We start from the raw sequence: 21,680 nt of genomic DNA on the forward strand, positions 1-21,680 counted from the left end.
ACAGGATGAATATGCGTGCAATAGCTGGTCTTATGCTGTGTTTATACGGCGCCGCGGTACAGGCCCAGGCGGATACGGCGCAAGCCACAGAGCCATCCGTGCAGGATGAGACAGCGTCCGTCAATGTAAAGGGCATCCGCGACCCGGACTGGAAGCCCTACAGTGCCATGCTCAAGGGCGTCAAGCGCTTCGAGGAAAAACAGGCGCTGGCGCCAGGCGCGCAGCTGCGCTTCATCCTGGAGCCGCGCCGTGCCGATGTCGACATGCACGCCATCGCGCTGCGGCTGGAAAGCGATGAAGCGGCTATGGCCATACCGCTGGGGGAGCGCAATATCTTCACCTTGCCCGTCGAACAGGGGCTGCTGTATGAGAAGGCCGAGCTGACCGTGAACCGCAAGGCGGGCTCGGTCAGGTGGATTCCCTACGTCAGGAGCGCGGCGGCCAGCGACACGTTGCGCCGCCTGGGCGACCTGCGGCTGGCGTGCGAAGTCCATTGGGCCATCGACAAGGACACCTTGCCTTTTGCCATGCGCACGGCGATGGGCGCATTGGGCGGACCCTGCAATTTCGTGTCGCAAAAGGGCACCTACAGCTTTTCCGAACCGCGGCGCATCACGGCCGCGACCATCAGTTACAACGGCAAAAGCGCGCCCGTGCCCTTCAGCGGTTCGTCGTTCACGCCGCCATTGCGGGAGCAGGATTGGAGCGATGACAGCGTTGTCGAGCTGACGTTCGACAATGAACAAGCTGCGCGGTGATTATTTCACCCGCTGCTTTTCCAGCTTCCTCGCCAGCGTACGCCGGTGCATGCCGAGGCGGCGGGCCGTTTCCGAGATATTGAAATCCGTCTCGGCCAGCATTTCGTGGATGCGTTCCCATTCCAGGGTCTTGATGTTGGTGGCGCGGTTCGTCAGTTCGATGTCGGCGTTGCCGGCCACGTGGCCGAAGGCAGCTTCGATGTCGTCCGTGTTCGACGGTTTCGCCAGGTACTGGCAGGCACCCAGCTTGATCGCTTCGACGGCCGTGCCGATGCTGGCGTAGCCGGTCAGCACGACGATCAGCATCTCCGGGTCGTGCTGGTGCAGCATCTGCACGCAGGCCAGGCCCGACGTATTGCCGTTGAGTTTCAGGTCGACGACGGCGTAGTCGGGGCAATGCTGTTCCAGCAAGGCGCTCGCTTCGTCGAAATTGGTGGCCAGGATGACCTGGTAGCCGCGCCGTTCGAACGAGCGGCCCAGGGTGCGTGCAAACGCGGCATCGTCTTCCACGATCAGTAACAGACGGTCATCCTGCATGGTGGTCGCTTTCTCTTTCCAGTTTGATGGCCGCCAGCGGCAAGGCCAGGTGCACCACCGCCCCGCCCTGCACCCGGTTGCGTGCCGTCACCGTGCCGCCCAGGGTACGCGCGACATTGACCACCAGGAACAAACCGAGGCCGCCGCCGGGCTTGCCCTTGCTGCTTTGGTACGGCTTGCCCAGGTGCGTCAGCATCGACGGCTCGAAGCCAGGGCCCGCATCGGTAATGACCAGGTGCAAGGCGTCCGCTTCGCGCGTCGCTTCGAAACGCAGCCACTCGGGCGATGCTTCCAGCGCATTGTCGAGCACATTGCAGATGGTTTGCTTCAAGGTCGAATCGAAGACGACGGGCACGTCGTGCTCGATGCGGTTATCGTACTCGAAACCCTGGATCGGGCGGCTGGTGCGCCACTCGTCGACCAGGTCGTTGAGGAAGGTATTGATCGTCGTTTTCACGGAAGATTCCCCGCGCGCCTCGCCCGCGGACAATAAAATGCCGCTGACAATGCTCTTGCAGCGCTGCAACTGGGCCTGCATTTCCGTGATTTCTTCCAGCAATTCGCTGTTCTTGCTCAATTCCGGCATGCGGCGCCAGTCGCCGAGGATGACGGAGAGTGTTGCCAGCGGCGTGCCCAGCTCGTGCGCGGCGCCCGATGCCAGCAAGCCCATGCGGATGATGTGCTCTTCTTCCGCCGCGCGCTGGCGCAAGTCCGCCACCTTGGCGTCGCCGGCGCGCTGGTTGCGGTTGATGCGCGTGATGAACACCACGAGCAAGGCGGCGTTCAGGATGAAACAGATCAGCAAGCCCTGCACGTACAGGCTGGAAAAGCCCCGCTCGGGGTCGATCGGCAGAATCAAGGGGCCGGGCAGCAAGGCCAAGCCGGCCAGGCACAGGCTCGTAATGGCCACCATGATCCACGTCGACCACACTTCCAGCAGGACGGCGCTGAGGATGACTTGCAACAAATACAGGAAGGCAAACGGATTGCTGATGCCGCCGCTCAGGTAGAGCTGGGCCGTCAACACGGTGACGTCGACCAGCAGCGCGAGGAACAACGCCGTGTTGGAGACGGGCTGGCGTTCATGCCAGCGCAGCAGGCTGGCAAGGTTAAAAGCGATGAGGCAGGACAACACTTCGAGCATGTAGGGCACGGGCAAGGCGATGCCCAGTCCCACGCCCACGCCGAAGATCGTGCTGATCTGGCCGATCACGGCCAGCCAGCGCAGCTGGATCAGCAGCTTCATGTTCTGGTGGCCGGCCGGATGTTCCATCTCGGCCGCCACCGCGCCGCGCTCTAACACTTCGCGGTTGGGCAGGATCTCAATCCTGCCCGGCATGGTCGCTCTCTTGCGTGCCTGCGCGACGGCGCGCGCGGCGGCGCTTGTCTTCGCGCACGATCCACCACGTGATGCCGGCCACCATCAGGGCCAGCGCGAACCACGTCAGGGCGTACACGAGGTGGTTGTTGTGGAAGGAAATCACGGTCAGGCCGCCGACCGGTGCGTCGCTGGCCGTTTCCGATTTTGCCTTTGCGTCGACAAAATATGGCGCCACGTTGGTCAGCATGTGCGAGGCGCAAATGGCGGCCACGTCGCGCGAATACCAGTGCTGCGTGGCAGGACTGTTTTCGCGCAAGAAACCGCCGCCCGTTTCGCTGACGCGCAGCAAGCCGTCGACGTGCACGATGCCGGCCGGCGTGCTGGCGGCGATGCCTTCGCGTTTCGGCACGAAGCCGCGGTTGACCAGCACGGTGCTGCCATCGGCCAGACGCAAGGGCGTCATCAGCCAGTAACCGCTGCCCAGTGCCGTCGTTGCTTGCACCAGGGTATTAAAAATGGGGAGATAGGTACCGGAGAGTCGCACATGGCGGTATTCGTCCGTTTGCTGCGTGATGCTGGCCCAGGCTGCGGGTCCAGGGGCGTCCGTTGCGGGCGCATGTACGCGTTGTTCGACGCGCTCGATCAGGTCAAGCTTCCAGAACAGGCGCTTGACTTGCCAGGTGCCCAAGGCACAGAAACCGGCAAACAAGATCCCCGCCAGCAAGGCTAATGCGTAGCGCACAGCCATGCCGCGTGGGCCTGGCGCGGCATCTTGCGATGCGGCGCCAGGGGCGCGCCCGGTGTTGCTTGGGCGCGTATTACTCATCATGGAGCCGTTTTCGTATGCATGTACTCAGGCATCAGATCCGGCATCATGTTGTGGTTCATGTGGTACATGACCCACAGGGAGCCGGCCATGGCAATGCCCACGATCATGATGGTGAAGATCAGCGCCATCATGTTCCAGCCGCCTTCGGACTTGGTGTTCATGTGCAGGAAGTACACCATGTGTACCACCACTTGAACAGCCGCGAACGCCAGCAGGACCAGGCCCATGGTGCCCGAGTTGGTGATGGCTTTCGTCATCACCAGCCAGAAAGGAATGGCCGTCAGGATCACCGACAGGATGAAACCGATCGTGTAGCTTTTCAGGCTGCCATGATCGTGGTTGTCATGGTGGTGGCTATCGCCGTGTGTGTGGTGGTCGCTCATGGCAGCACTCCCATCAGGTAGACAAAGGTGAAGACGCCGATCCAGATGACGTCCAGGAAGTGCCAGAACAGCGACAGGCACATCATGCGGCGGCCGTTTTCCGGGGTCAGGCCATGCTTGTTCAACTGGAACATCAAGGTCACGAGCCAGATCACGCCGAACGTCACGTGCAAGCCGTGGGTACCGACCAGCGCGAAGAACGACGACAGGAACGCACTGCGTTGCGGACCGGCGCCTTCGTGGATCAGATGAACGAATTCATACATTTCCAGCGACAGGAAGGCCAGGCCGAACAGGCCCGTGATGCCCAGCCAGACCAGGGTGCTGCGCAATTGCTTGCGCTGCATGGCCAGCATGGCGAAGCCGTAGGTGATCGACGACAGCAGCAGCATGGCCGTGTTGACGGCCACCAGCGGCAGGTCGAACAGCGCGGCGCCCGTCGGGCCGTCCGCGTAGCTGCGACCGACCACGGCGTACGTGGCGAACAGACAGGCGAAGATCAGGCAATCGCTCATCAGGTAGAGCCAGAAACCCAGCAGGCTGCCGTTTTCCGGGTGGTGCTCGCGCACAAAGTAGCTGCGCGTGCTTGGTGCGGCGCCAGCGGCGCCGGTGTTATGGGCGATGGTATCAGACATGGCTGCTCAGCAATTTAGTATAAGCGTCTTCGGTACGGACCACTTCTTCCGCAGGAATGTAGTAATCGCGCTTGTAGTTAAAGGTATGGACGATGATGGTAACCATCATGATCACGAAGCCAATGCTGGCGACGAGCCACATTTGCCAGATCAGGCCAAAACCGACCAGTGCGGACAGTGCGGCGATCACGAAACCAGCCCAGGTGTTCTTCGGCATGTGGATCTTCGTGAAACCGGACGTCGGACGCTGGTAACCGTGTTTCTTCATGTCAGTCCATGCATCGAGTTCGTGCACTTGTGGCGTGAAGGCGAAATTATAGTCTGGCGGTGGCGACGACGTCGACCATTCCAGCGTACGGCCACCCCATGGGTCACCGGTCACATCGCGCAGGGCGTGACGGTTACGGTAGCTGACGAAGAACTGGATCAGCATGGAAGCGATACCCAGTGCGATCGAGACGGCGCCAAACCAGGCGATGATGGTCCAGATTTGCAACGATGGATCTTCGAAGTGATTGACACGACGGGTCACGCCCATCAGGCCCAGCACGTACAGCGGCATGAAGGCCAGGTAGAAGCCAACGAACCAGAACCAGAACGAGCACTTGCCCCAGAACACGTCGAGCTTGTAGCCGAAGGCTTTCGGGTACCAGTAGTTAATCGCAGCGAAGACACCGAAGACCACGCCGCCGATAATCACGTTATGGAAGTGGGCGATCAGGAACAGGCTGTTGTGCAGCACGAAGTCAGCTGGTGGTACGGCCAGCAATACGCCGGTCATGCCGCCGATGGTGAAGGTGACCATGAAGCCGATCGTCCACAGCATAGGCAGTTCGAAGCGGATACGGCCGCGGTACATGGTAAACAGCCAGTTGAAGATCTTCGCGCCCGTCGGGATCGAGATGATCATCGTCGTGATGCCGAAGAAGGAATTGACGCTGGCGCCCGACCCCATGGTGAAGAAGTGATGCAGCCATACCAGGTACGACAGGATCATGATGACGCAGGTGGCGTACACCATCGAGGCGTAGCCGAACAAACGCTTGCTGCTGAACGTGGCGACGACTTCCGAGAACACGCCGAACAGCGGCAGGATCAGGATGTAGACCTCTGGGTGGCCCCAGATCCAGATCAGGTTGACGTACATCATGGCGTTGCCGCCCAGTTCCGTCGTGAAGAAGTTAAAGCCTGCAACGCGGTCCAGCGACAGCATGGCCAGCACAGCCGTCAGCACCGGGAAAGCGGCGACGATCAGGATGTTGGTGCACAGTGCCGTCCAGGTGAAGACGGGCATTTTCATCCAGGTCATGCCTGGCGCGCGCATCTTGACGATGGTGGCGATCAGGTTGACACCGGACAATAGCGTCCCGACCCCGGCAATCTGCAAGGACCAGATGTAATAGTCTACCCCCACGTCCGGACTGCCGACGATGCCCGACAGCGGTGGATACGCCAGCCAGCCCGTGCGGGCGAATTCGCCGACGAACAGCGACGCCATGACCAGGGCGGCGCCCATGGTGGTCATCCAGAAGCTGAAGTTGTTAAGGAATGGGAAAGCCACGTCGCGCGCGCCGATTTGCAGCGGCACCACGTAGTTCATCAGACCCGTCACGAAAGGCATCGCGACGAAGAAGATCATGATCACGCCGTGGGCGGTGAATATCTGGTCGTAGTGATGCGGTGGCAGGAAGCCGGCATTGTCGCCAAAGGCGACGGCCTGCTGGGTACGCATCATCAGCGCGTCGGCAAAGCCGCGCAGCAGCATGACGAGACCCAGGATCATGTACATGATACCGATTTTTTTATGGTCGATACTGGTGATCCAGTCGCGCCACAGGGTACCCCAGACGCGGAAATACGTCAGTGCCGCAACGAGTGCGATACCGCCCAGGGCAACCATGGCAAAGGTCACCAGCAGGATAGGTTCGTGAAATGGAATTGCATCCCAAGTCAGACGGCCGAATATAAGCTTCGTCAGATCAATATGGTCTAGCATTGTTACTCTCAGAGAAAAAAGGGAGGCGCCAGGCAAACGGCGCCAGTATCTGCAGCGCAATGCGCTGCGGGATTCATGCAGTTGTTACTTGGCTTGAACGCCCTTTTCAACCACTGCATCGCTAGCGACTACTGCCGTTACGGCCGCTACCGGGCTATTTGCCATCGTCAACTTATATGGCTGGACCGGCGTCACGCACAGGGCGTCGGAAACGATGGTGCGGTTCAGGATTGCCTTGTACAGGTCGTTAGGCACGGCGCTGTAGCGGCGGACCGGATCGCGTTCGCTAGGCTGGGCCAGCGACAGGTAGTCGTCGCGGTTCAGCGCGCCGCCACCGGCACGTGCCGATTCCACCCATTTGTCGAAGTCCGCATCATTGACACCGTGGAACTTGAAGCGCATGCCCGAGAAACCGGCACCGCTGTAGTTCGCGGAGAAGCCCTTGTAGACACCAGGCTTGTTGATGACGGCATTCAACTGCGTTTCCATGCCCGGCATGGCGTAGATCTGACCTGCCAGTGCGGGGATGAAGAACGAGTTCATGACGGACGACGCGGTGATCTTGAAGCGGATTGGACGATCGACAGGCGCGTACAGTTCATTCACGGAAGCGATGCCTTGCTCCGGGTAGATGAACAGCCATTTCCAGTCCAGGGCCACGACTTCGACGATCATCGGCTTGTGGCTGGCAGGAATAGGACGGTTGGCGTCGATACGGCTCAATGGGCGGTATGGATCGAGGGTGTGGGTACTGATCCAGGTCAGCAGGCCCAGCACGATAATGATCAACAGGGGTGCGCCCCAGATAATCAGCTCGAGGCGAGTCGAGTGGTCCCAGTCCGGCTCGTATTTGGCCGCGGTGTTGTTTTTTCTATAGCGCCATGCGAAAAGCAGGGTCAGGGCGATTACCGGAACGATAATCAACAGCATCAGCAATGTCGAGATGACAATCAAATTGCCTTGCTGAACTGCGATGTCACCAGACGCATTCAGTACCACCGTATTGCAACCAGCCAACAATGCGAGAGGTAAAAGAAGCAGTCCGCGACGAACTTTTAATGAAAACATACAGGAAAGTCCAGTACAGGGGATGAAGATATGGTACTGTATTCTCACTGGAGCGCGTTGGCAATTGGACGTTTTGTCCACCCCCTTGCTCGGATTTTCACTGGGTGGTTGCGGAGTTTTCCTACAGCTATCTATTGAATAGTCCTACTCCGGGCGTGAGACACCCGGGGTATGTTACGCGTTGGCCGAACTCGAAACTATATTGGAGACGATCATCATGTCCAGCACGCGCATACACAGCGGGGATGTACCCGCCGACTTTTCCCCCCACTCCCTGCGCGACGCACGCGGGGCCGGCACGGTCGAATCGCATATCGACCCCGGTGAGATCGCCGTCGGCGTGATCATCGGCCGCGCTTCCGAATACTTTGACTTCTTTGTCTACGCCATCGCCTCGGTGCTGGTGTTTCCACGCGTCTTCTTCCCGTTTGAAGAACGCCTGGAGGGTACATTATATGCATTCCTGATCTTTTCGTTCGCCTTCATCGCCCGTCCGTTCGGCACCGTGATCTTCATGGAGATCCAGCGCCGCATGGGACGCAGCGCCAAGCTGACATTCGCCCTCCTCCTGCTGGGCGTGTCGACGGCCGGCATCGCTTTCCTGCCGACGTATTCCCACCTGGGCTTTGCCGCCATCATCTGGCTGTCCGTGCTGCGCATTGGCCAGGGCGTGGCGCTGGGCGGTTCGTGGGATGGCTTGCCTTCGCTGCTGGCACTGAACGCGCCGGAAAACAAGCGCGGCTGGTACGCCATGTTGGGCCAGCTGGGCGCACCGGTCGGATTCCTGATCGCCGCCGGCCTGTTCTGGTTCATGCTGACCACCCTGACGGATGAAGACTTCCTCGACTGGGGCTGGCGCTATCCTTTCTATGTGGCTTTCGCCATCAACGTGGTAGCCCTGTTTGCCCGTCTGCGCCTCGTGTCGACGAATGAATATGCGCGCCTGCTCGACGAACGCGAACTGCAGCCCGTGAGCGTGTTTGAAATGAGCCGCGGCCAGGGCCGCAACGTGCTGATCGGCGCCCTCGCCGCGCTGGCCAGCTACGCGCTGTTCCACCTCGTCACCGTGTTCCCGCTGTCGTGGATTTCCGTCTACCAGACGCGTTCGGCCTCTGACTTCCTGCAAATCCAGATGCTGGGCGCCGTGCTGGCCGCCGTCGGCGTGGTGATTTCCGGCGTGCTGGCCGATAAAGTGGGCCGCCGCACCACGCTGGGCGTGCTGGCCGTGCTGATCGCCATCTTCAGCGCCTTCGTGCCGACCCTGATGGGTGGCGGCAATACGGGCCAAGACGTCTTCATCCTCGTCGGCTTCAGCCTGCTGGGCTTGTCCTACGGCCAGGCAGCCGGCGCCGTGACGGCCAACTTCCCTGCCCGCTTCCGCTACACGGGCGCGGCCCTGACGTCCGACCTGGCCTGGCTGGTCGGTGCCGGCTTCGCCCCGCTCGTGGCGCTGGGCCTGTCGGCCAACTTCGGCCTCGCCTATGTCAGCTTCTACCTGCTGTCGGGTGCCGTCGCCTCTCTGGCCGCGCTGAGCCTGAACCGGGCGCTGGAAATCCGCGACTGACATATAGACTGACATATATATAGAGGCAATCCGGGTGGCAGCGCGCCGCCATCCGGAACACCCCAAAAAACACCCCAAAAACGCCGGCACCGTCCGGCGTTTTTTCGTAGGTCGGCTTAGCCCGCAGGGCGTAAGCCGACAGGCGCCGCCACGAAGATGGCCGGATTGCGCTGCGCTAATCTGACCTACGCAGCTAAAACCCGGCCCGGCCCGGCTCACTGTATCGACAGTTGCCGCCCACCCGTGCCTTCCTTCTTCGGCAAGTCCAGCAACAGCACGCCATTTTCATAGCGGGCCTGCGCGCCGGCCTCGTCCACCTCGTGCGGCAGCACGAAGCTGCGGTATTGCTGGCCGTACTCGCGTTCGCTGCGCACGGTCTTGCCACCGCCATCGCGCGTCACTCGCTCATCCTTGAGTTCGGCGCTGATGGAGACGCGGTTGCCGTCGATGGAGACTTTGATATCGTCCTTGTTGACGCCGGGAATGTCCGCCTGTACCTGATAGGCTTGTTCGGTTTCGGAAATGTCGACACGCATGCGTGCCGAACCGCCATCGCGCAAGCGCAAGGCGGGTGCGAAAAAGTCGTGCATGAATTCTTCCATGTCGCTGAACGGGTCGAAACGTGCCAGCGGGTTTTGCGGATCGCGACGGATCAGTTGATTAGCCATGATGTCCTCCTGCATGGGCTGGTTTGCACACGGCGGCCGTCTGCTTGGACGTCGCCACCTCCTGCATCTTAGGATGTCAACAACCAATCTCTTTGATCTACCTCAATCGTGGCCAGCTTGATTTTTCCTCTACCTTCATCTGTGCGCTGCCCCGCATTGCACTACCTTGCGCCTGCGAAAAATGCCCCAAGGCTGTTATGCTAGCGCACGCTATGCTTGACCACCAGAAATCTTGCATTTCAATTAAAATTGATTTTTTCGCGACAGCCTTACACGGACATGATGAATACCAAGACCCCGATCGACTCCTTCAGCTTTCGCCGCATCCTCGCCCGCAACGTGACCTTGCCACTGGTCATCGGGGTCGTCACGGCCCTCGTGTTCGTCGCCCTGATCGCCTACCTGCTGTCGGCCCTGCGCTCGGTCGAGCATTCCGAACGGGTGATCGGCAATGCGAATGAAGTCATGAAATTGTCGGTCGACCTGGAAACGGGCATGCGCGGCTATCTGCTGACGGGCGATGAAACGTTTTTGGCGCCATATAAATCGGGCAAGGCCAAGATCGCCGTGGAAATGACCACCCTGCTGGATCTGGTATCCGACAGCCCCATCCAGGTGGACCGCTTGCGCCGCATCCGCGCGTTGCAAGGCCAGTGGCTCGATTACGCCGAAGGCGTGATCGCCCAGCGCCGCAACAACCAGGAATTCCTTGCGCGCGTGCGCCAGGGCGAAGGCAAGCTGGAATTTGACGAAATCCGCCGCGAATTCCTCGCCTTCCTGTCCATGGAACAGCGGCTGCGCCAGGAACGGGCCGATACGGCCGAAAGCCGCACCATGCTGGCCGTGGTCGTATTCCTCATCCTCAGCTTGGGATTGTCGGGCTTGCTCGCCTACCTGGGACGGCGCGAACTGCTGCGCCTGTCCGATATCTACAACGATGCGCTCGAGCAGCGCGGCAAGGACAACGATGTGCTGCAGGAGCAAGCCTGGCTGCGCACGGGGCAGACGGAACTGGCGGCCCACACGAGCGGCCAGCTGGGCTTGCCGCAACTGGGACGGCACGTGCTCGATTTCCTCGCCCACCGCCTCGACGTGGCCATCGCCACCCTGTACGTCGTCGACGAGGATGGCAGCCTGCGCCGCACGGCCGTGTACGGTTTCAACGAACAGGGCGTCAAGGAAAAACAGGTGTTCAAGCTGGGCGAAGGCCTGGTGGGCGAGACGGCGCGCGAAAAACGCCTCAAGCATGTGCAGCAAGTGCCCGAGAATTACCTGACCGTGACGTCGAGCCTGGGCCGCGGCGCGCCGCTGGAGCTGGTCCTGGCGCCCGTCAACAATGAAGGCGTCGTCAACGGCGTCATCGAACTGGGCTTTACGCATCCCGTCAGCGCCCGCGCCAAGGAGTGGCTGAACCTGATTGCGGCGAACGTCGGCACCTCGCTGGAAGCGGCCCTGTACCGCCAGCGCCTGCAAAACGTGCTCGAAGAAACCCAGCAATTGAATGAAGAACTGGAAGTGCAGCAGGAAGAACTGCGCACGGCCAATGAAGAGCTGGGCGAACAGTCGCGCGTGCTGGAACAGTCGCAAGCCCACCTGGAAGAGCAAAAGGCGGCGCTCGAGCAGTCGAACGGGCAGCTGGCCGTGCAGGCGCTGTCGCTGGACCAGAAAAACATGGCCATCGTCCAGGCGCACGCCCAGCTGGAAGCGCGCGCGGAAGAATTGCAGCGGGCCAGCCGCTACAAGTCCGAATTCCTGGCGAACATGTCGCACGAGCTGCGCACGCCGCTGAACAGCTCGCTGATCCTGTCGAAACTGCTGTCGGACAACACCAGCGGCAACCTGACGCCGGAGCAAGTGACGTTTGCGCAAACCATCTATTCGGCCGGCAACGATTTACTCACCCTCATCAACGATATCCTCGACATTTCCAAGGTCGAGGCGGGCAAGCTGGAATTGACGCCGGAAAGCGTGCCTTTCGACGAACTGCTCAGCAGCATGAAAATGCTGTTTGGCGCCCAGGCCCAGCAAAAGAAACTGACACTGAGCGTCAAGGTAGCGCCGGATACGCCGCCGTCGCTCGTCAGCGACCGCCAGCGCCTCGAGCAAATCCTGAAAAACCTGCTGTCAAACGCCATCAAGTTTACGGATACAGGTACCGTGAGCTTGCACGTGAGCAGCGGCGCGGATGGCCAGGTGCGCTTCCAGGTGCAGGATTCGGGCATCGGCATTGCCGACGACCAGCAGCACAAGATTTTCGACGCCTTCCACCAGGCCGACGGCACCACCAGCCGCCGCTATGGCGGCACGGGCCTGGGCCTGTCGATTTCGCGCGACCTGGCCGCCTTGCTGGGCGGCAGCATCGAGCTGGCCAGCACGCCAGGCCAGGGCAGCACGTTTACCCTGGTACTGCCGGCCGTCATGCCGGAGCGCGCCGTGGAAGCGGCGCCGGCCCCGGCCGCAGTGCCGCAAGCGCCTGCAAAAATCGCGGCCGCCGCGCCCAAGCCGGCGCCCGCCGCCAAGCCCGTGCCGCTGCCCACCTTCCAGGATGACCGCGACAGCGTGCCGGCCGCCAAGACGGGCCAGCGTTCCGTGCTGGTGATCGAGGATGAACCGTCGTTTGCCGGCATCCTGTTCGACCTCGCGCATGAAATGCAATACCGCTGCCTGGTGGCGCACGGCGCCGATGAAGGCTTGCGCCTGGCCGAGGAATTCCTGCCCGACGCCATCCTGCTCGACATGGGCTTGCCGGACCGCCCGGGCTTGCTGGTCTTGCAGCAGCTCAAGGAAAACCCGCTGACGCGCCACATTCCCGTGCACATTGTGTCTGGCAACGACCAGATCCAGGAAGCGATGCAGCTGGGCGCCATCGGCTACGCCACCAAGCCGCGCACGCGCGAGCAGCTGAAGGAAGTGTTCCGCAAGCTCGAATCGAAATTCACGCAGCAGATGAAGCGCATCCTGCTGGTCGAGGACGATGAACGCCAGCGCGAAAGCGTGGTGCACCTGATCAGCGACGACGACGTGGAAATCACGGCCGTGGCGCTGGGCGAACAAGCGCTGGAATTGCTGAAAACGCAGATCTTCGACTGCATGATCATCGACTTGAAGCTGCCCGACATCCAGGGCAACGAATTGCTCGAACGCATGGAGCATGAAGAGCTGTGCTCGTTCCCGCCCGTCATCGTCTACACGGGCCGCAACCTGAGCCGCGAGGAAGAAGCGGACCTGATGAAGTATTCGCGCTCGATCATCATCAAGGGTGCCCGTTCGCCCGAACGCCTGCTCGACGAAGTCACCCTCTTCCTGCACAAGGTGGAATCGGAACTGTCGAGCGAGCGCCAGGGCATGCTGCAGCAGGTGCGCAGCCGCGAACGCGTGTTTGAAGGACGCAAGATCTTGCTCGTGGACGACGACGTGCGCAATATCTTTGCCCTGACGAATGCACTGGAACAGCGAGGCGTGGTGGTGGAAATCGGCCGCAACGGCTTCGAAGCCATCAGCAAGCTCAACAGCGTGGACGATATCGACCTCGTGCTGATGGATGTCATGATGCCGGGCATGGATGGGCTGGAAGCGACGCGCCTGATCCGCGCCGATGGCCGCTACAACAAGCTGCCGATTATCGCCATCACGGCCAAGGCCATGAAGAATGACCAGGAAGAATGCCTGCAGGCGGGCGCGTCCGATTACCTGGCCAAGCCGATCGACCTTGATCGTTTGTATTCGCTGCTGCGCGTGTGGATGCCGAAGATGGAACGCATCTGATGTCCCAGCGCACCACGGACGCGCAGCTGCAGGCGCTGATGGAAGCGCTGTACCAGCGCTACAGCTATGATTTTCGCGACTATTCCCTGCCCTCGCAGCGGCGCCGCCTCAATCATGCGCTAGACCGCTTGCATTGTGCAGATGTGCCTGCCCTCCAGCAGCGCGTGCTGGACGACCCGGCCGCCTTTGGCGACCTGCTGCAGATTTTGACCGTGCCCGTCACGCAAATGTTCCGCGACCCGGCATTTTTCCGCGCCTTGCGTGAACACGTGGTGCCCGTGCTGAAAACCTACCCGTCGCCGACCATCTGGGTGGCCGGCTGCTGCACGGGGGAAGAAGCGCTGTCGCTGGCCATCGTGCTGCACGAGGAAGGCTTGCTCGAACGCAGCACGATCTACGCCACCGATATCAATCCGCAAGCGCTGGCCACGGCCGCACGCGGCGCCTATCCGCTGCACCGGCTTGAAGAATATGGCGCCAACTACCTGGCTGCGGGCGGCTTGGGCCAGCTGGCCGACTATTACATGGTCGAGCATGCCACGGCACGTTTCCAGCAGCGTCTGCTCGACAAGATCAACTTTGCCGACCACAGCCTGTCCACGGACAGCGTGTTTATTGAAACGCAATTGATTTTGTGCCGTAACGTCTTGATTTACTTTAATAAAACCTTGCAGGAACGGGCCTTGGGCCTGTTCCACGATTCGCTGTGCCACCGGGGATTCCTGGGACTGGGCAGCAAGGAAAGCACGCATTTCACGCGCTTTGCCCCCGACTTCGAGCCATTGCCGGGTCCTGAAAAGCTCTACCGCAAGCGTGCGCCGTCGCACGCCGCTTCCCACTACGCTGGACGGCACATGCCAGGAATGAAACATGATGAATGAAACAAGCACCAAACTGCTGATCGTCGACGACTTGCCGGAGAACTTGCGCGCGCTCAACGCGCTGATACGCGAGAGCGACCGCAGCGTCTATCAGGCCTCGTCCGGCGAAGAAGCGCTGGCCCTGCTGCTCGAGCACGATTTCGCGCTGGCCATCCTCGACGTGCAAATGCCGGAGATGGATGGTTTTGAGCTGGCGCAATTGATGCGCGGCACGGAAAAGACGCGCCACATCCCCATCGTCTTCGTCACGGCGGCCGGCAAGGAAATGAATTTTTCCTTCCAGGGCTATGAAAGCGGCGCTGTCGATTTCCTGCACAAGCCGCTCGACATCAATGCCGTGCAAAGCAAGGTCAACGTGTTTGTCGCCCTGCACCAGCAGCGCAGCGAGACACGGCGCCAGGTGCAGGCGCTCGAGCACAGCCGCCAGCAGCAGGAAGCGTTATTGAAGGAATTGCGCGCCACGCAGGCTGAACTGCAGCGCTCGCTGCGCCTGCGCGACGAATTCATGTCCATGGTGGCGCACGAACTGCGCACGCCGTTGAACACGCTGTTCCTGGAAACGCAGATGCGCACCGTCAACCTGGAACGGGGCAACCTGGCCGCCTTCGAGCCGGACAAGCTGGGCAAGATGGTGGCGCGCGACGGGCGGCAAATCCGCAGCATGGTGCGCCTGATCGACGATATGCTCGACGTGTCGCGCATCACCAGCGGCAAGCTGTCGATCCGCCGCGAAGCCGTCGACCTGACCTGCCTCGTGCGGCGCGTGGCAGACGACCTGGGCCCGTATGCGGCCGCCACGGGCAGCGTGCTGGAAGTGATGGCCTTCGAGCCCATCCACGGTTTCTGGGACGCCTTCCGCGTCGAACAGATCGTTGTCAATCTGATCAGCAACGCCGTGCGCTACGGCCAGGGCCAGCCCGTGGAAATCAGCCTGGCGCACACGCAGAACAGCGCCGTCATCGAAGTGCGCGACCATGGCATCGGTATCAACGCGCGCGACCAGGAACGCATTTTCGATGCCTTCGAGCGCGTCATCCACCAGGACCGCACGGGCGGCCTGGGCCTGGGCCTGTTCATCACCAAGCAGCTGGTCGATGCGCATGGCGGCGCCATCACCCTGCAAAGCCAGCCCGGCAATGGCGCCCTGTTCAGCGTCACCCTGCCGCTGGCCGGCAGCTGAGGCCGGCATGACCAGCACCCCCGTCCCCCGCAGCCAGGCCGGCGCCAGCGGCGTCGCCTTTTTGCTGCAACTGGAACGCCGGCTGCGCCTGCTGCAAGACACGGGCGAGATCCTTTCCCTGTCGGCCCAGCTGCTGGGACAACGCCTGGGCGCCCAGCAAGTGGCCTGTTTCGATATCGACCAGACCCTGCAGTGCCCCACCTTGCAGCATGCGTGGAGCGATGGCCTGGCGCCGGGCGCCGCCGGCGAGTATTTCCTCGGCGATTACGCGGCAGGCCTGGCCGATGCGCTTGCCGCCGGCCAGGCGCTCGCCGTCAGCGATGTGGCAAGCGACCCGCGCACAGCCATGCCGGCCGCGCTGGCCGCGTTCGCGCGTCTGGGCATCCGTGCCTTCCTGAACATTCCGATTGCCAAGGATGGCCAGCTGGCGGCCCTGTTCGTCGTGCACAGCAGCGCGGCACGCCTGTGGCATGCGGACGAGATCGAACTGGCCGTGCAAGTGTCGGAACGCGTCTGGTCGACCATTTTGCGGGCTCGGGCGGAATCGCGTTTGCGCGCCCTGACTGCCAGCATGGAAACGCAAGTGGCCGAGCGCACGCGCGAATTCGGCCGCACCTGGAACGTCAGCCCCGACTTGCTGGGCGTGCTTAACCTCGACGGCTATTTCGAACACTCGAACCCCGCCTGGCAAGCCACCTTGGGCTGGTCCGTGGAGGAAATCCGCACGACGAAATTTTTTGAACTGATCCATCCGGACGACTTGCCGCGCACCTATGCGGCCTGGGATGCGGCCAACCAGGGCCAGCCGGCGCTGCGCTTCGAAAACCGCTACCGCCACAAGCTGGGCGGCTGGCACTGGCTGTCGTGGGTGGCCGTGCCCGAGGGCGAGAAGGTGTATTGCAGCGCGCGCGACATTACCGTGGAAAAGAAGCTGGAAGCGGAACTGGCCGCGCGCAACAGCGAGCGCGAGCGCCTGTGGCGCAGCGCGCAAGACCTGATGGTGGCCATCGATGCCGAAGGCTGCTTTGCCGCCGTCAACCCGGCCGCCGGCGCCATCCTGGGCTGGCTGCCCGAGGAAATGCTGGGCCGCAGCCTGTTCGACTTCGTGCTGGCCGAAGATGCGGCCGCCACGCGCCAGGCGCTGGCGCAAGTGACGCAAGAGGCCAGGCCCAGCTTTGAAAACCGCTACCGGCACCGCGATGGCGGCCACCGCTGGCTGTCGTGGGTGACGGCCACCGAAGGCGACCTGATATTTGCCACCGGGCGCCATGTCACCCTGGAAAAAGAGGCGCAAAACACCTTGCGCCTCATGCAGGAATCGTTGCGCCACAGCGAGATGGCCCTGCTGCAATCGCAAAAGCTCGAAGCGCTGGGCAAGCTGACGGGCGGCGTGGCCCACGATTTCAATAACGTGCTGCAAATTATCTCGGGCAATCTGCAGTTGCTGCAACTGAGCCTGGACAGCGACCCGCTGGCCGCCAAGCGCATCGCCAGCGCCTCGGCCGCCGTGGAACGGGGTGCCAAGCTGTCGGCCCAGCTGCTGGCCTTTGCGCGGCGCCAGCCATTGAAACCGCTGGTGACGGACCTGGCGCAGCTGCTGCGCTCGACGGAAGAGCTGCTGCGGCGCGCCACGGGCGAAACCATCGAAACGCGCTGGCTGCTGGCCGACGACTGCTGGCGTGCCCTGGTCGACCCGCACCAGCTGGAAAACGTCATCCTCAACCTGGCCATCAATGCGCGCGACGCCATGGATGGCCAAGGCCAGCTGACCATCGAACTGAGCAACATCGTGCTGGACAGCGATTACGCGGCCCGCCATGCGGACGTGGCGCCCGGCGACTACGTGCTGCTGGCCGTCTCGGATACGGGCGCGGGCATTCCGGCCGAGCTGCTGGACAAGATTTTCGAGCCGTTCTTCACGACAAAGAAAGAAGGCGAAGGCACGGGCCTGGGCCTGTCCATGGCCTATGGCTTCCTGCGCCAGAGCGGCGGCCACCTGACGGTGGACAGTCTGCCTGGCCATGGCAGCACCTTCCGCATCTACCTGCCGCGCTCGCTGGAAGCGGAAACGGAACTGCCGCTGCAGTTGGACGGCCCCGTGCTGGGCGGCAAGGAAACCATCCTCGTCGTGGAAGACGATGTGCAGGTGCAGACGACAGTGGTCGACATGCTGCGCGGCCTCGGTTACGTCGTGCTGCGCGCCAGCGATGGCGAAAGCGCACTGGCCGTCATCGGCAGCGGCGTGCCCATCGACCTGCTGTTTACGGACGTGGTGATGCCAGGCAAGGTGGCCAGCACGGCGCTGGCGCGCCAGGCCCGCGTGCTGCTGCCGCAGCTGGCCGTGTTGTTTACCTCGGGCTACACGCAAGACGCCATGATGCAGGGCGGCCGGCTGGAACCGGGCGTGGAGTTGTTGAGCAAACCGTACCGGCGCGAAGACCTGGCGCGGCGCATCCGCCACCTGCTGGCCAATGGCCGCCACGTGACGGCCCTGCACCAGTACCGCGCGCAACTGGCGCCGCCGCAACCTGCTGCACCCGCACAGCCGGCGGGACGACATATTTTGTTGGTGGAAGATAATGCGGACGCGCGCGCGATGACAGGCGACCTGCTGGCCATGCTGGGCCACACGGTGCTGGCCGTGGGCACGGCCGAAGAAGCCTTGCCCCTGCTGGGCACGCCGGGACTGGAACTGCTGCTGACCGATATCAGCCTGCCGCGCATGTCGGGCGTCGAGCTGGCCCAGTTGGCGGCCCGCGAGCAGCCGCGGCTGGAAGTGGTGTTTTCCACCGGCCATGCGCCGGCCAATTCCGGCGTGCTGGACCCGCAAGCGCGCTTCCTCGTCAAACCATTTAGCGTCGAGCAGTTGCAGCAAGCCTTGCTGACACCAAACTAGTAAACGTCGAGCCGGCGCGCCTTCAGTGCGCTGGCCAGCTCTTCCAGACCAAACGGCTTGCGCAGGAAACGGGCGCTGGCGTCCTGCATCAGGCTGGCGCCCCAGTCGTGTCCGGAAGCAAACACCACGTCCAGCTGCGGCCAGTGCGCGCGCGCATGGCGCGCCAGTTCTAGGCCGGACATCGTGGGCAGGCTGATGTCCGTCACCAGCACGTCCAGGCCCGGCATGGCCAACAGCGGCATGGCCGCTTCCGCGCTGGCCACGCCGTGCACGGTGTGCCCCAGCATATTGAGCATTTCCGTCGTCATTTCACGCGCATCGTCATTGTCTTCCACCAGCAGGATGCGCCGCCCGGACGGGTCGGGCGCGCCCACGAGGCGGCGGTCGGCCAGCAAATGGCGGATGCGCCGCGCCAGGTCTTCGCGCTGGTACGGTTTGCTCAACAGCTCCACGCCCGGATCCAGCCGCCCGCCCTGCATGATGGCGTTGTGCGTGTAGCCCGAGGTAAACAATACGGCCAGTTCCGGCAGCAGCAATCTGGCCTGCTGCGCCAGCTGCTTGCTGCTGACGGGACCGGGCATGACCACGTCCGTAAACAGCAGGTCGATGGCCACGCCCGTGCCCAGAAGGGCCAGCGCCGAGGCGCCGTCATCGGCATGCAGCACGTCGTAGCCGAGGCCGCGCAGCATGTCGACCACCGTGTGCTGCACGGGTGCATCGTCTTCCACGACGAGGATGGTCTCGCCACCGCCCAGCACGGGGCCCGTCAGGCTCGGCGGCGGTTCGGCCAGTTTTTCCAGCGAACGGGGCAGATAAATCTTGAACGTCGTGCCGGCGCCCGGCGCGCTGTGCACCTTAATGTGGCCCGCGCTCTGGCGGATGAAGCCGTACGCCATGGACAGGCCCAAGCCAGTGCCCTCGCCTTCGCGCTTGGTGGTGAAGAAGGGCTCGAAGATCTGGTCGATCACGTCGCGCTCCATGCCGTGGCCCGTGTCGGTGATGGTCAGCAGCACGTATTGCCCTTCCAGCACGTCCGCATGCTGGCTGGCGTAGGCGGCGTCGAGTGTGACGTTGCTCAGGGTAAAAGTCAGCCGCCCGCCCTTGTCCATCGCATCGCGCGCGTTGATGGCCATGTTCAGCAGCACGTTTTCCATCTGGTTCGGGTCGACCAGCGTATGCCACAGGCCGTCGCTGATGAAGGTTTCCTCGGTAATCGCTTCGCCCAGCGCGCGGCGGATCAGCTCATGCATGCGGCGCAGCAAACGCCCCAGGTCCGTCACCAGCGGTTTCAACGGCTGGCGCCGCGCAAAGGCCAGCAGCTGCGACGCCAGCTTGGCGCCCCGGTCGACGGCCGAGGCGGCGGAATCGAGGCGGCGGGCCGCCTGCGGATTGTCGGCCACCGTCAGTTTCAGCAACTGCAAATTGCCGGAAATGATTTGCAGGACGTTGTTGAAATCGTGGGCCACGCCGCCCGTCAGCTTGCCGATCGATTCGAGCTTTTGCGCCTGCAATAAAGCTTGCTCACTGCGCACCAGCGCCAGCCGCGCCTCTTTTTCATCGGTGACGTCGCGGCCGATGGCATGGATCAGCTTTTGCGCCGGCACGGCCGTCCAGGAAATCCAGCGGTAGCCGCCATCGCGGCGCCGGTAGCGGTTTTCCATGCGCAAGGTGGGCGCGCCATGGGCCAGGCGCGACAAGTCCTGCAAGGCCACCATGCGGTCGTCGGGATGCACGAGGCTGATGAAGTCCATGCCCAGCGATTCGACTTCCGGGCGCTCGAGGATCTTGCTCCAGGCGGGATTGACGGCGATGATCATGCCGGACAGGTCCGCCACCAGCATGATGTCGGTCGACAGCCGCCACATGCGGTCGCGGTCGGCCGTGCGGTTGGCCATTTCCACTTCCAGCGAGGAATTCAGGTAGGCCATCTTTTCCAGCACGTTCTTCTGTTCCTGCACGTCCGTATTCGTGCCCACCCAGCGCAGCACCTTGCCCGCCTCGTCGAACAGGGGCAAGGCGCGCGCGAGGAACCAGCGGTAGGCGCCATCGCTGGCGCGGCGCATGCGGAACTCCTGTTCATAGGCGCTGGCGGTGGCGACGGCCCGGTCCCAGCTTCTCTGCGTGGTCTGCACGTCGTCTGGATGCACGCAGTGGCGGAAACCGCTGGACACGAGCGACTTCATCGATTGTCCCGTGTATTCGCACACCTGTTCGTTGACCCAGTAGGTGGCGCCGCTGCCATGCGCGAGCCAGGCCTGGTTGGGCATGGTGGACGCGAGCGAACGGAACTGCGCCTCGCTGTCTAGCAAGGCATTGCGCGCCTGCCAATGTTCGTCGATATCCTCGCACGAGCCATACCATTTCACGGCCTGGCCGCGTTCGTCCCGGCGGCAATATGCGCGCGAATGCACCCAGCGGTACTGGCCATCCTGCTGGCGCACGCGCATTTCCTGGTCGAAAGGCTGGCCGCTGCCCACCGCTTCGCTCCAGGCCGCCAAGGAATGGGGAATGTCTTCGGGGTGGATGGCTTCCAGCCAGTTGGTGCCCAGGCCGTTGCCGCCCGTCCATTCGCGCCAGCGCTGCGCGACATAGTCGAGCTTGCCGTCGATATCGGCCGTCCACAGCACTTGCGTGTTCAGTTCGATGGCGTAATGAAAGTGTTCGCGGCTGTCGTGCAGCGCCTGTTCCAGCTGGCCCCGCTCGATGACATGCGCGGCCACGCGCGCGGCCAGCGCCAGCAGTTCGATCTCCGGTTGCGTAGGGTGGCATGTCGCCTGGAAAAACAGGCCCAGCACGCCCAGGATATGCCCCTTGGCGCCAAAGACGGGGGCGACCCAGCAGGCGCGGTAGCCGTGCAGCAAGGCTTCCTTGCGTCCCGCGCTCCAGTGCACGTCGCGCGTGATGTCGCCGCAATACACGGGCGCGCCGGAAAAGGCCGCCGTGCCGAACGGGGATGGCTGGTCGCCGCCGTGGCGCAGGGCCAGGCACAGGTCTTGTGGCAAGCTGGGCGCGGACAAGCCGCAAAAGCGGTCGGACTCATCGATCAGCACGAGGCAGGCATGTGCGCCGCCGTCGGCCAGCGCTTGCAGCGCCAGCAACAAATGCTCCAATGCATGGGCCAGGTCGGCGCCTGCCGCGATGCTGCCCAGCGCACTATGCTCGGCGTCCAGCAAGGAAAGAATGTTGTTTGCGTGCACCG

The 21,680-nt window shown here is 62.6% G+C and carries 15 protein-coding genes; 6 read left to right on the plus strand and 9 right to left on the minus strand.

Annotation, left to right across the window (positions count from 1 at the left end):
* Positions 1-98 precede the first annotated feature (98 nt).
* A complete protein-coding gene (locus AC54AG_RS07200) occupies positions 99-758 on the plus strand; it encodes a hypothetical protein (protein WP_331776553.1) in 660 nt (219 codons plus the stop codon).
* Here the strand turns inward: AC54AG_RS07200 and AC54AG_RS07205 are convergent, their stop codons facing one another.
* The 7 genes from AC54AG_RS07205 to cyoA all read right to left on the minus strand — a co-directional run bounded on the left by AC54AG_RS07205 (position 759) and on the right by cyoA (position 7,527).
* Entirely contained in the window at positions 759-1,295 is a 537-nt protein-coding gene (locus AC54AG_RS07205) for a response regulator transcription factor (protein ID WP_034788474.1), read from the minus strand.
* On the minus strand, positions 1,285-2,634 hold the full coding sequence (locus AC54AG_RS07210) for an ATP-binding protein (RefSeq protein WP_034748064.1): 1,350 nt from the start codon (positions 2,632-2,634) through the stop codon (positions 1,285-1,287). Before AC54AG_RS07210 ends, AC54AG_RS07205 begins: the two co-directional genes overlap by 11 nt.
* Positions 2,618-3,445: an SURF1 family protein gene (locus AC54AG_RS07215; protein ID WP_331776552.1), complete on the minus strand. Its 828-nt coding sequence runs from the start codon at positions 3,443-3,445 to the stop codon at positions 2,618-2,620. The genes AC54AG_RS07210 and AC54AG_RS07215 overlap by 17 nt, the downstream gene beginning before the upstream one ends.
* A complete protein-coding gene (gene cyoD / locus AC54AG_RS07220; RefSeq protein WP_034748058.1) occupies positions 3,442-3,828 on the minus strand; it encodes a cytochrome o ubiquinol oxidase subunit IV in 387 nt (128 codons plus the stop codon). The genes AC54AG_RS07215 and cyoD overlap by 4 nt, the downstream gene beginning before the upstream one ends.
* Positions 3,825-4,463 carry a cytochrome o ubiquinol oxidase subunit III gene (gene cyoC / locus AC54AG_RS07225; protein ID WP_034748055.1) on the minus strand — a complete coding sequence of 213 codons (639 nt, stop codon included), beginning with the start codon at positions 4,461-4,463 and terminating at the stop codon, positions 3,825-3,827. The genes cyoD and cyoC overlap by 4 nt, the downstream gene beginning before the upstream one ends.
* Positions 4,456-6,459, minus strand: a complete 2,004-nt coding sequence (gene cyoB / locus AC54AG_RS07230) for a cytochrome o ubiquinol oxidase subunit I (protein WP_034748052.1) — start codon at positions 6,457-6,459, stop codon at positions 4,456-4,458. The genes cyoC and cyoB overlap by 8 nt, the downstream gene beginning before the upstream one ends.
* An 84-nt stretch (positions 6,460-6,543) precedes the next feature.
* Positions 6,544-7,527, minus strand: coding sequence for a ubiquinol oxidase subunit II (cyoA, locus tag AC54AG_RS07235; RefSeq protein WP_046682726.1), 984 nt, complete (start codon positions 7,525-7,527; stop codon positions 6,544-6,546).
* A gap of 217 nt (positions 7,528-7,744) precedes the next feature.
* Here cyoA and AC54AG_RS07240 point away from each other — a divergent pair, with 217 nt between their 5' ends.
* Positions 7,745-9,091 carry an MFS transporter gene (locus AC54AG_RS07240; RefSeq protein ID WP_496629885.1) on the plus strand — a complete coding sequence of 449 codons (1,347 nt, stop codon included), beginning with the start codon at positions 7,745-7,747 and terminating at the stop codon, positions 9,089-9,091.
* A 215-nt stretch (positions 9,092-9,306) separates the two neighbouring features.
* Here the strand turns inward: AC54AG_RS07240 and AC54AG_RS07245 are convergent, their stop codons facing one another.
* Positions 9,307-9,759 carry an Hsp20/alpha crystallin family protein gene (locus AC54AG_RS07245; protein ID WP_034748582.1) on the minus strand — a complete coding sequence of 151 codons (453 nt, stop codon included), beginning with the start codon at positions 9,757-9,759 and terminating at the stop codon, positions 9,307-9,309.
* A gap of 282 nt (positions 9,760-10,041) precedes the next feature.
* Here AC54AG_RS07245 and AC54AG_RS07250 point away from each other — a divergent pair, with 282 nt between their 5' ends.
* Genes AC54AG_RS07250 through AC54AG_RS07265 form a run of 4 tightly spaced genes read left to right on the plus strand, consistent with a single transcriptional unit; the run spans position 10,042 to position 18,481 of the window.
* Positions 10,042-13,524, plus strand: a complete 3,483-nt coding sequence (locus AC54AG_RS07250; protein WP_496629887.1) for a response regulator — start codon at positions 10,042-10,044, stop codon at positions 13,522-13,524.
* Positions 13,524-14,405 (plus strand): CheR family methyltransferase, encoded by an 882-nt coding sequence (locus AC54AG_RS07255; protein WP_496629888.1) that lies wholly within the window; start codon positions 13,524-13,526, stop codon positions 14,403-14,405. Before AC54AG_RS07250 ends, AC54AG_RS07255 begins: the two co-directional genes overlap by 1 nt.
* Complete coding sequence (locus AC54AG_RS07260; RefSeq protein WP_496629889.1) at positions 14,395-15,585, plus strand: hybrid sensor histidine kinase/response regulator; 1,191 nt, start codon at positions 14,395-14,397, stop codon at positions 15,583-15,585. Before AC54AG_RS07255 ends, AC54AG_RS07260 begins: the two co-directional genes overlap by 11 nt.
* A gap of 7 nt (positions 15,586-15,592) precedes the next feature.
* Positions 15,593-18,481, plus strand: a complete 2,889-nt coding sequence (locus AC54AG_RS07265; protein WP_496629891.1) for a hybrid sensor histidine kinase/response regulator — start codon at positions 15,593-15,595, stop codon at positions 18,479-18,481.
* On the opposite strand, the gene AC54AG_RS07270 is transcribed toward AC54AG_RS07265, so the two are convergent.
* The gene (locus tag AC54AG_RS07270) at positions 18,478-21,678 is read right to left on the minus strand and encodes a PAS domain-containing protein (protein ID WP_496629892.1); all 3,201 of its coding nucleotides are present in this window, start codon (positions 21,676-21,678) and stop codon (positions 18,478-18,480) included. The two genes, AC54AG_RS07265 and AC54AG_RS07270, sit on opposite strands and share 4 nt — an antisense overlap.
* Positions 21,679-21,680 lie beyond the last annotated feature (2 nt).

Source organism: Janthinobacterium sp. BCJ23 (assembly GCF_059617945.1).

Excerpts from the sequence above, each read along its gene's own strand:
- AC54AG_RS07240 (WP_496629885.1), top strand. The coding sequence starts at position 7,745 with ATGTCCAGCACGCGCATACACAGCGGGGATGTACCCGCCGACTTTTCC.
- AC54AG_RS07265 (WP_496629891.1), top strand. The coding sequence starts at position 15,593 with ATGACCAGCACCCCCGTCCCCCGCAGCCAGGCCGGCGCCAGCGGCGTC.
- AC54AG_RS07245 (WP_034748582.1), bottom strand. The coding sequence starts at position 9,759 with ATGGCTAATCAACTGATCCGTCGCGATCCGCAAAACCCGCTGGCACGT.
- AC54AG_RS07205 (WP_034788474.1), bottom strand. The coding sequence starts at position 1,295 with ATGCAGGATGACCGTCTGTTACTGATCGTGGAAGACGATGCCGCGTTT.
- AC54AG_RS07255 (WP_496629888.1), top strand. The coding sequence starts at position 13,524 with ATGTCCCAGCGCACCACGGACGCGCAGCTGCAGGCGCTGATGGAAGCG.
- cyoC (WP_034748055.1), bottom strand. The coding sequence starts at position 4,463 with ATGTCTGATACCATCGCCCATAACACCGGCGCCGCTGGCGCCGCACCA.
- cyoB (WP_034748052.1), bottom strand. The coding sequence starts at position 6,459 with ATGCTAGACCATATTGATCTGACGAAGCTTATATTCGGCCGTCTGACT.
- AC54AG_RS07210 (WP_034748064.1), bottom strand. The coding sequence starts at position 2,634 with ATGCCGGGCAGGATTGAGATCCTGCCCAACCGCGAAGTGTTAGAGCGC.
- AC54AG_RS07260 (WP_496629889.1), top strand. The coding sequence starts at position 14,395 with ATGATGAATGAAACAAGCACCAAACTGCTGATCGTCGACGACTTGCCG.
- cyoD (WP_034748058.1), bottom strand. The coding sequence starts at position 3,828 with ATGAGCGACCACCACACACACGGCGATAGCCACCACCATGACAACCAC.
- AC54AG_RS07215 (WP_331776552.1), bottom strand. The coding sequence starts at position 3,445 with ATGATGAGTAATACGCGCCCAAGCAACACCGGGCGCGCCCCTGGCGCC.
- cyoA (WP_046682726.1), bottom strand. The coding sequence starts at position 7,527 with ATGTTTTCATTAAAAGTTCGTCGCGGACTGCTTCTTTTACCTCTCGCA.
- AC54AG_RS07250 (WP_496629887.1), top strand. The coding sequence starts at position 10,042 with ATGAATACCAAGACCCCGATCGACTCCTTCAGCTTTCGCCGCATCCTC.